9 protein-coding genes are annotated in these 9,450 nt (G+C 39.2%); 3 read left to right on the top strand and 6 right to left on the bottom strand.

Translation table 11 applies throughout. From position 1 onward, the window contains the following. The coding region (locus B2R82_RS15290; protein WP_286925740.1) for a UvrD-helicase domain-containing protein at positions 1–1,267 on the bottom strand (1,267 nt) is incomplete at its 3' end. A gap of 1 nt (position 1,268) precedes the next feature. After that, entirely contained in the window at positions 1,269–4,778 is a 3,510-nt protein-coding gene (addB, locus tag B2R82_RS15285; RefSeq protein ID WP_286925739.1) for a helicase-exonuclease AddAB subunit AddB, read from the bottom strand. Positions 4,779–4,832: 54 nt separating this feature from the next. Here addB and B2R82_RS15280 point away from each other — a divergent pair, with 54 nt between their 5' ends. Continuing rightward, positions 4,833–5,333 carry a hypothetical protein gene (locus tag B2R82_RS15280; protein ID WP_286925738.1) on the top strand — a complete coding sequence of 167 codons (501 nt, stop codon included), beginning with the start codon at positions 4,833–4,835 and terminating at the stop codon, positions 5,331–5,333. A 253-nt stretch (positions 5,334–5,586) separates the two neighbouring features. Here the strand turns inward: B2R82_RS15280 and B2R82_RS15275 are convergent, their stop codons facing one another. Together B2R82_RS15275 and B2R82_RS15270 are read right to left on the bottom strand one after the other, a co-directional pair. Beyond that, the gene (locus B2R82_RS15275; RefSeq protein WP_286925737.1) at positions 5,587–6,210 is read right to left on the bottom strand and encodes a TVP38/TMEM64 family protein; all 624 of its coding nucleotides are present in this window, start codon (positions 6,208–6,210) and stop codon (positions 5,587–5,589) included. A gap of 11 nt (positions 6,211–6,221) precedes the next feature. Then, positions 6,222–6,773, bottom strand: coding sequence for an XRE family transcriptional regulator (locus B2R82_RS15270; protein ID WP_313372988.1), 552 nt, complete (start codon positions 6,771–6,773; stop codon positions 6,222–6,224). Between the two features lie 124 nt (positions 6,774–6,897). On the opposite strand from B2R82_RS15270, the gene B2R82_RS15265 reads away from it, so the two are divergent. Together B2R82_RS15265 and B2R82_RS15260 are read left to right on the top strand one after the other, a co-directional pair. Beyond that, positions 6,898–7,629, top strand: a complete 732-nt coding sequence (locus B2R82_RS15265; RefSeq protein ID WP_286925736.1) for an AzlC family ABC transporter permease — start codon at positions 6,898–6,900, stop codon at positions 7,627–7,629. Beyond that, positions 7,626–7,952: an AzlD domain-containing protein gene (locus B2R82_RS15260; RefSeq protein WP_283870862.1), complete on the top strand. Its 327-nt coding sequence runs from the start codon at positions 7,626–7,628 to the stop codon at positions 7,950–7,952. Before B2R82_RS15265 ends, B2R82_RS15260 begins: the two co-directional genes overlap by 4 nt. Positions 7,953–8,000: 48 nt before the next feature. On the opposite strand, the gene B2R82_RS15255 is transcribed toward B2R82_RS15260, so the two are convergent. Both B2R82_RS15255 and B2R82_RS15250 read right to left on the bottom strand, forming a co-directional pair. Then, the gene (locus B2R82_RS15255; RefSeq protein ID WP_286925735.1) at positions 8,001–8,240 is read right to left on the bottom strand and encodes a DUF2198 family protein; all 240 of its coding nucleotides are present in this window, start codon (positions 8,238–8,240) and stop codon (positions 8,001–8,003) included. Continuing rightward, a complete protein-coding gene (locus B2R82_RS15250; RefSeq protein ID WP_286925734.1) occupies positions 8,240–9,421 on the bottom strand; it encodes a PDZ domain-containing protein in 1,182 nt (393 codons plus the stop codon). Before B2R82_RS15250 ends, B2R82_RS15255 begins: the two co-directional genes overlap by 1 nt. Positions 9,422–9,450 lie beyond the last annotated feature (29 nt).

Genomic DNA, 9,450 nt, shown 5'->3' with positions numbered 1-9,450 from the left:
TCGCACTATCTTGATACTCATCCACAAGTACTTCTTTAAAGCGCTTTTTTAAATCCATAGCAACAGGTGATGGCTGTAAATCTCCATTTACTTCCTCTGATAAAATTTGGAGGGCAAAATGCTCTAAATCTGAGAAATCAATAATTCCCCGTTCTAATTTTGCTAGACGAAACTGTTCACTAAACACATTTGTCAGTCCCACTAATGTGCCAATCGTTGGGGCCATTAAACGAATTTCCTCTAGCAGGCGAGCGGGTGTTCTAACAAAATAGGTTTCTTTTATTTTGTTAACAATTTTTTTAGCAGCCTCTCGCTTTTTCTTTGCAAGCTCCTGTAATTCCCCATCCACTAAAGCATCCTTTGACACTCGCTTTAACGTTGACCATTTGACAGTGGCAAAATAATCAAAGAGCTCCTGCCATGTCCCCTTATGGCTAATACGAATGCCTTCCTGAATCATTGCAAAATCAATTTCTGCCGTTTCAGCATAGGGTGCTGGTCCTGTTGGCTGTAACGTTATTGCTCGCATTTCAGAAATTAATACAAATGCTTCTTCAAGACTATGCTTTACGGTTAATTTCACATATTTCGACAACTCTAAATCATCAATCGTCACATCCTCCGCTAACTCATATGTTTTAGGAAGACTGTTCAACCATTTTTTCGGTACTGCATGAACGCGAGATGTATCATAGAGCTTGCTAATTAACGTTTCAATAGCTTGATCATCACGATCCGATGTAAAACTATCGACTAAACGAAAGATTGCTTGAACTTGCTCCTCATCCTCAGAATCATATGCAGCTTCAAGTACATCTGCTAAAATATCATCTCTCAACAAGGCAACCTCTGCCTCATTTGCAATACGAAAGCCTGGATCAATGTCTAATAAATAGGCATACTGTTTTACAATGGCTAGGCAGAACGAATGTAATGTTGAAATCTGTGCTTTATTAACTAGGCTAAGCTGGCGTCTTAAATGATTGGAAGTAGGGTTTTCTGCAATTGCCTTTTCAAGAGCCTCAGCCATTCGATGACGCATCTCTGCTGCAGAGGCATTGGTAAAAGTCACAACTAACAGCTCATCTACGTTAATCGGATTCTCTATTGCAATGACCTTTTCAATCATACGATTAATCAGTACGGCTGTTTTCCCAGAACCTGCTGCTGCAGACACAAGTGTATCCTGTCCACTTGCATAGATAGCCTTCCATTGGTCATCAGTCCATGTAACATTCATTGGTTTTTCAGGTATTGCTTGTACCAAGTTACTTCATCTCCTTTCTTATTTTTTCAACAATTTCATTCGGCTTCGCTTGCATTAATTGTCGATAGCTTTGCTTGCCATCAGAAGGATCAAATTGACAAACAGCAGAAAACTGACAATAATCACAGGCTGTTTTTGATTTTAATTTATATGGACTGATAGAAGTATCTCCAGATAGAATACCATTGCCAGCCTCTTGATGCTTTCGACGTACAAAATGCTGCAAATTTTTCATATCGTTAACAGGAACTATCCGTGACTGAGATTCGGATGGTGTCCCATCTTTTTTCATATATACAGGAATGATTTTCGAATGCCCACTTGATTCTTCCAACTGCTCGTCCATTGATAAAATGGCCTCTGCATTCTCTGATAGCAGTCCCTTCATTTTATATTGCTTTAAACGATCCTCTTCTATTTCACTATCACTTAAATCCTTGTCAAGCTTTAACATTGGGTTATGAACATGTACATACAGTACCCCTGCTGGCTCTGTTTCTCCTGGTAGCCAATAAGAGCTGTTTTCCATCGCTACATCTAAATAAGTAAGGACCTGTAAAGATAGTCCATAGTAAACTTCATTTAAATCTAAATCACGAGCTGAAGATTTATAATCGACGATGCGTAAATATGAGCGATCATCGATAGACGCGCTATCCACTCGATCAATACGGCCACGCATAAACATTTTCTTCCCACCAACTAAATCGATTTCAAGAGGAGGAAGCTGTTCATGTTGACCTGGTCCAAATGATGCCTCAATAGCAATTGGCTTAAAGTGGGAAACATTTGCATGCTGTGTCAATGCCGTCATTGTTCGTTCAACAATACGGATAAGCTTACGTTGAATATAACGATAACGCGCACTGGATAGTAGGATTTGATGAGAAAAGACTGGCACAATTTGCTCCACTGCTTGGCGTGCCAATTGTTTAATTTGCTGTTTCGTTAAACGTACCCACGACAGCTGTTGTCGATGTGTCTCCTCTGTAATCCATTTCAGTGCTTCATGGAATAAATCACCCATTGCAAAGGTTTCTAATCTATATTCTGCACGTTCCTCTAACCGAAGCCCATAGGTTGTAAAATGCGAAAACGGACATCTGAAATATTTTTCAATTCGAGAAACACTGGATGTTAGTTTTTGACCGTATAACTCCTGTGTAATATATGTTTCAAGTGGTTGTGCTTCATTTTTATTCGTAATAGGTTGGAGAACCCGTTCAAAAATCAGTGCCCAATATGGATCCTGCTCATAAAATTTTTGTAATGCCAGCCATTCTGGCGCAAGCTCACGGCTATGCTCAGCTTGTCGTAGTTGCATCATAAGATGGGCTAAAGCTGTACGTGGATGACGTAAATATGGTAGTGGATTATCTTCTAGTAATTCAATTGGATCCATAACAACCCGCTCAACAGCTACCCCACTTAAAAGACCTGGTGTATTTCCATTGCCGATTATTTTTTTTATATAAAGTGAAAATAATAACGCCTTCCCTTCTTCATCCGCTGTAGGATAGGACAAGAACAATTTATCAGAAGGTGTCGTTAAAGCTCGATATACTAAGAAATTTTCTTGGAGTAAACGATTTTTAGATGTCGGTGCAAGTTCATACCCAATTTGGTTAAACCATTCACGTTCAACATCTGATAATAATCCCTCATACTCCATACGTGTTGGGTAGATTCCATCATTAATGCCTAAAACGAAAGCAACTTTGATATTCGATAAACGAGCTAAATCAACCGTCGCTACCATTACTTCATCTAAGGTAGGTGGAATGCGAGAAAATTCTAATGTATCAAAGCCCTCATCTAGAATCTTTGCTGCTTCCTCGACAGTCATTTGTTGTTCCCCAAACATATACACAAACTGATCAAGCACAGCAATCCATTCTTTCCATGCTTGGTCATGTTCGCTAGCTGCTAAGGCATCACCTCGATCCAGTTCACGATCTTTCAAAGTCTGCAGCTTATCATAGACCTTTAAATCCTCAATTATTTGAAATAATGCAGTCGCTACATCTCTACCTGTTGTCGCTACTTCTAGCTTGTCTTGTAACAATTTTAGTGGTTGTCGAATTTCATCTCGAATAGCCTCGATTTCCGCCTGCATAGCACGTTCCTCATCTGTTTGTACCTTAGAATGGAATTCAAGACCACGATATTTTTTGAAAAACCATCGAGATTCCTCAAACCACCGCTCACCATAAATACCCTGTGCTAAGCAATAATTCTCTAAACGATCTGCACGCTCACGCCAAACATTTAGCTCAGCGTGTAATGGGAAAAATAAATCCGTTTTGACACTACGGAAAATCGGTTCGTACTTCCAATTAGAAGTAACCACTTCCAAAACAGAACGACTAAGCTCTATTAATGGATGATGAAGCATGGTTTTTTTAGAATTTGTAAAAATAGGAATTTCATATTGCTGAAAAATTGTTGAAATAAGTGGATCATAAACTTCTGCTTGTCTATAAAGAAGCACAATATCTTGATAACGATAGCCATCCTCCTTTGTCAGCTTTGTTATTTCCCGGGCAATGGCATGTATCTCAGCACGTCGATTGGATGCTTCAAGCACCTTAACATCACCAGAAGTTTCTATTGATTGGGGTACCAATTTCGAAAATTCTTCTTCGACATGCTGTAAATCTTTAGATTGAAAACGATACGTATAGTAAAAATGTAATGGTGCATCAACTTCAATACCCTCTTCATTTGCAATATCGTGTAATCGTTTATTGGTTAATGCAGCTTCATGAAATAAAGACTGCTCATCATAAGCTTCATCGATATGATCAAAGGGCAGAACAACTGTAACTTGTTTCGTCACCTTTAATAGCTCCTTGACTAGCTCCAACTCTCGCACAGTAAAAGCTGTAAATCCATCTATATAAATAGTAGCTTGCTTCATCGTCTCAGAATCTTTCAAATGCTCGGTTAAGATTGGATAATAGCCCTCACTATCGACATAAGTCGTACCAAGCCGATCCTCTAAAGCTTGTAAAACTACCTGTAAGTCATTAGTTTTAGCTTGTAATGTATGCGGAGCATCCACGGCTTTTAAGGATGCAGTTACTTCTGCTAGCACCGAGCTATCGACACTATAACGACTAAACTCACGTAATAATGTCTCTATTTCCTCTGTAAAACCTCTTTTTCCAGCAGCTTGGCGAAATAATGAAAACTCATCTTTTTGTTCCTCTAACAGTTTACGAATAAGCATTCGATAGCCATATCCATTAACTTCTTTTCGTGCAATACCGCCAGTTTCCTGTAATACAAGCCATGCTAATCGTTTAAATGTCATGACCTGTGCACGGATTAACCCCTGTAAGCCATGCTTATTCGTTAGCTCATACTCCGTCGAATAAGACATTTGGTCAGGAACAATCACAAAAATCGGATGCCCCAATGGCTCTGATTTTAATTGCTCAACAATCTCTTGATGAATAAATGTTGATTTACCAGTTCCTGATCGTCCTGAAACAATGCGCAATGTCATATAAGGTTCCCCTCCTATATCTATTTATTGATAAACCTGTATTTTGAATGTTTTATGTCAATTAAACCTAGTCACTTTTCTATTCTACCTGAGCGCTTCCAACTTGAAGCAGAGCAGTTTTCTCTTCAACCCGAGCGATTTTCTCTGGGAGCAGAGCAGTTTTCTCTTCAAACCGAGCGCTTTTCACTTGGAGCAGAGCGCTTTTCACTTGGAGCAGAGCGGTTTTCTCTTCAACCCGAGCGATTTTCTCTGGGAGCAGAGCGGTTTTCTCTTGGGGCGGAGCAGCTTCTTCTTCAACCCGAGCGATTCCCACTTGAAGCGGAGCACTTTCCACTTGAAGCGGAGCACTTTCCACTTCAACCCGAGCACTTCCCACTTGAAGCGGAGCACTTTCCTCTTCAACCCGAGCGCTTTTCACTGGAAGCAGAGCGGTTTTCTCTTCAACCTGAGCACTTCTCACTTGGAGTGGAGCGGTTTTCTCTTCAACCCGAGCGCTTTTCACTGGGATCGGAGCACTTTTCTACACAACCCGAGCTGTTTCCAATTGGGGCGTAGCAGCTTCCACTTCAACCCGAGCACTTCCCACTTGAAGCGGAGCACTTTTCTATTCAACCCGAGCTGTTTCCACTTTAACCCGAGCGCCCCCACTTGAAGCAGAGCAGTTTCCTTATCAACCTGAGCACTCTTCTCCTGGAAGCGGAGCACTTTTTCTCTGAACACTAGCTGCCTTTCCTAGGGATAAAATAAAAACCCCTTCTCTCATTTTACATGATACAAGGGGTTAGATGTGTATATTCAACTTCCTTACTTAATGATGTTTCGTCATTTTTCGCACCTGCTTTAGATCTCTCTCCACACGTGCATTTAATCGCTTCTCTATAAGCTTGCCGATCCACCAAAGTAAGACAATGGCAATTGCTGCAATAATTAGTCTTACAGGGCTTGTTAGTAACGATTTTAAATCATAACCAAGGACGCTCATTCCTAAGATCATAACGAACTTACCTGCCAATAGCACCACTAAATAATATTTTTTATGAATATGGGAGAGTCCAGCTACTATGTTGACAATTACAGACGGTGTAAAAGGAAAACAAAGTAACACAAACAGTGGGCTAATTCCATTCATATCAACCCATTTAATTAGCTTCTTGACCTTACTACTCCCTGTTACAAATTGTAGCTTCGGGTGCTTGCCAAAATGTCGTACAAGTAAAAATACTGCATATGACCCAGCTACAGAGCCTAACCATGATAATAAGAAACCAAACCATAAACCAAACGCGCTAGCATTGGCCACAACGAAGACAACTAAAGGTAAAAACGGTAAAAATGCTTCTATAAAAGGTAATAGCAATCCAATGACTGGGCCCAGCGTCCGATACTGTGCTGCTACATGTTCAATATTTTCTACAGTAAACCATTCATTCAAAATCGACACCTCTATTTATACTGCAAAATTAAATGTAGAATCGTTAACGTTTCTGAAGTATTTTTATATTCATGGGGCTGATGACCTGAGAATACCAATGTATCCCCTTCCTTAATTAATTCATGCATATCGCCAGCAGAAATAATAGCTTGTCCTTGTATAACAATTACAGTTTCTTCTACCCCTTCTGTATGTGCTTCACTCCTACTTAATGCACCTGGCTCCATTTCGATCTTGTAAAACTCCCAGCCACGCTCCGGATTATAAGGAATAATCGAATAAACCCGATAGCGTCCCTCATCTTCATCTACATGAGGTGCATCATCACTGCTATATTTCATGAAATGAGCTGTTGGTGGCTGTAATAAAGAGGAAAAGGAAATGCGCATCCCCGCAGCAATTTTCCAAATGGTTGATACAGTTGGATTGGCTTCTCCCTTTTCAATCTGTGCAAGTTGTGCCTTACTTACACCTGTGGCTTTGGAAACATCGTCTAAGCTTAAATGACGCTGTTGTCGAATCTTCTTTAATTGAAATGCTAAATTTCGGCTCATTTGTTCCACTAGTATTCACCATTTTCTATTGTTTATTTTATCAGACATATGTATACTTTAATAAACATCAAGAACTATCAAACTATTCCATCATTAGTATACATGGAAATTTTTCAGAAGGGATGACCTATTTATGACAAGTACAACAGAGCTTCGAAATGAAGCAACTCACTCACCAAATGACAGCTTTATACAAGGCATAAAAGATTGTATCCCGACATTACTCGGTTATATTAGTATAGGACTTGCTTTCGGTGTTGTAGGTTCCGCATCTGGCTTATCAGTACTCGAAATTGCACTTTTAACTATATTGATTTATGCAGGGTCGGCCCAATTCATCTTTTGCGCACTCCTTTTAACAAATAGCCCTGCTTCTGCTATCATTGTAACCATTTTTGTCGTAAATTTACGCCATTTATTAATGAGTTTAACAATAGCTCCACATTTTACACGCTATTCCATGCTCAGAAATGTTGGATTTGGTACATTGCTAACAGATGAAACTTTTGGTGTAGCCGTAACAAAGCAAATGCAGACAGGCAAATTGTATGGAAAATGGATGGATGGGTTAAATGTCACCGCCTATTTGTTCTGGATTCTCTCCTGTGTTGCTGGCGCATTTTTAGGCCAATGGGTGGCAAATCCAGAGAAATGGGGCTTAGATTTTGCCTTAATAGCGATGTTTGTTGCATTGCTTGTCCTTCAGCTTAGCAGTATTGGGAAAAATAAAATTATGCATTACCTTATGCTAATTGGCTATATGATTGTTATCATGTACGGTCTATCTTATCTTGTACCTTCACACGTAGCTGTTCTTCTTGCAACAGTTATTGTAGCGACAATTGGGGTGGTGACAGATAAATGACAACAACTGCTTATATGGTATGGCTAATCATTGGCTGTGCACTAGTAACTTGGTTACCGCGTGTTATTCCTTTTATTTTTGTTCGCAATGTTAAACTTCCAGAAATTGTCCTAAAATGGCTAAGCTTTATTCCTGTTTGTATTTTGAGTGCTCTTGTTATTGAAAACTTATTGGATACTGACAGTGGGAAAGTTGTTACATTGAATTGGCCAGTATTTCTTACATTTGTCCCAACTTTAATCATTGCACTTCTTACAAAAAGCTTATCTATTACTGTTGTAGCAGGCGTCATTATTATGGCAGCCGTACGATATTTCATGTAAAAAGGTCAGTCCGAAGCGGTATATCACTTTGGACTGACCTTTATTGGACTAAGGATTGAAATCTTTTTTATGCTTCATTTTACTGGCTAACCAAAAACCTACAGTTAACGAAAATGCATCAATCACAAAGATACTAGGTGGAGAAGTATACCCTGCATAGACAGATGCCGCAATAAGGGCAATCGCTAGAATCAAAGCAACATAACGATTAAACGTAATCCTAGTAAACAATAATACTAGTAATGCAGGTACAAATAATGCTAACACCATTTTCCCGAAAACATCCATTAGATATCCCTCTGCTCAGCTAGCAATAATCCGATTCGGTAATGATCATTGCTATAGATTACATGCTGTGTTAGGCGTATTTCATTATTACGATCTAAAACCTCTAGACGACAATGTGCTGCGTTTAATTGTAAAGCTTCATATAATTCAGCTTCAGTAAAAATAGGGCGTCCATTTACTTTACGAATACACTCTCCTACAAGTAGACCCATTTTTTCAGCAGGCGAATCTGGTAATACTGCTGCGATAATGGCCCCTTTTGTACTTTGTGAAACTGCATAAATATCAGTTTTATCTTGCATTGCATAATAGATGGAAATAATGACACGGATTACTATACCTACTGCTAAGGTTATAAAACCGATAAATGGCTCCAAGTATGCTGCTAACCCACCGATTACAATAAGCTGTCCTAGTATAAGCACTGATCTCCCTATTTTAGGCAACTTCAAGGCCGGTAACTCTTTTCTCGCAAGCTTTGAAAATCCTATGACTATCGGAAATAGGACAAGTGCAAATTGATTATCACCTAATGTGAATTGTGGCCAATAGGGCAATGCTGATGGAATAACTTCTCCAGGCATTACAAAGAATATTGGTAATATCCAAACATTTCTTGAACGATATACAATAGCCTGCATCCCACGCTTCGTTTTTTCCACACAAGGCGTAGTTACCTTAATGGCTGTTCGACGAATTAATATGCCCTCAGCAATCACACATAGGCCTGCTAAAATGGTAATGGTTACGATAGAACCTTCTAATAAATTTACACCTTCCACTGATATTTTCCACCATGAAAAAGTCCAATGGTAATGAAACATTCCCCATATGGCGAAAGCAGCAAGTCCCATCGTATAAATAGGAGAAAGTGCGTTTATAAAAAATAGGATTAGTGCCAAAATCGAAATAGCTATCAGCCATAATAAAAAAGCTTTAGGTACTGTTAAACCAGCACCAACACTTAATAGTGAAATAATAAGGGCGTATAGCCAACCATGCTTCCATTGCCCAACTAATTCTGTCCATCCCCAAACAATGCGTCTATTAAAAAATTTACGTTCCTGCTTTACGCGACGATACCCTAAAAAAATTGCAAAAATAATTGCAATATAAAGTAATGGATTGAGTAAAAAGCGGCCAATCGCTGTTACAACTTCAATTAAAATATCACTAACCATACGAACACCCGCCATTTCTGTCTTTAATA

The sequence above is a fragment of the Lysinibacillus sp. UBA6686 genome (assembly GCF_002455205.1).
Lineage (GTDB): Bacteria > Bacillota > Bacilli > Bacillales_A > Planococcaceae > Lysinibacillus > Lysinibacillus pakistanensis.
Note: the sequence above shows the minus strand (reverse complement) of the source record. Positions and strands in the feature narration are given on the sequence as shown.

Coding starts and splice junctions, on each gene's coding strand:
- B2R82_RS15280 (WP_286925738.1), top strand. CDS start 4,833: ATGTCAATTAAACCTAGTCACTTTTCTATTCTACCTGAGCGCTTCCAA.
- B2R82_RS15250 (WP_286925734.1), bottom strand. CDS start 9,421: ATGGTTAGTGATATTTTAATTGAAGTTGTAACAGCGATTGGCCGCTTT.
- B2R82_RS15265 (WP_286925736.1), top strand. CDS start 6,898: ATGACAAGTACAACAGAGCTTCGAAATGAAGCAACTCACTCACCAAAT.
- B2R82_RS15255 (WP_286925735.1), bottom strand. CDS start 8,240: ATGGATGTTTTCGGGAAAATGGTGTTAGCATTATTTGTACCTGCATTA.
- addB (WP_286925739.1), bottom strand. CDS start 4,778: ATGACATTGCGCATTGTTTCAGGACGATCAGGAACTGGTAAATCAACA.
- B2R82_RS15260 (WP_283870862.1), top strand. CDS start 7,626: ATGACAACAACTGCTTATATGGTATGGCTAATCATTGGCTGTGCACTA.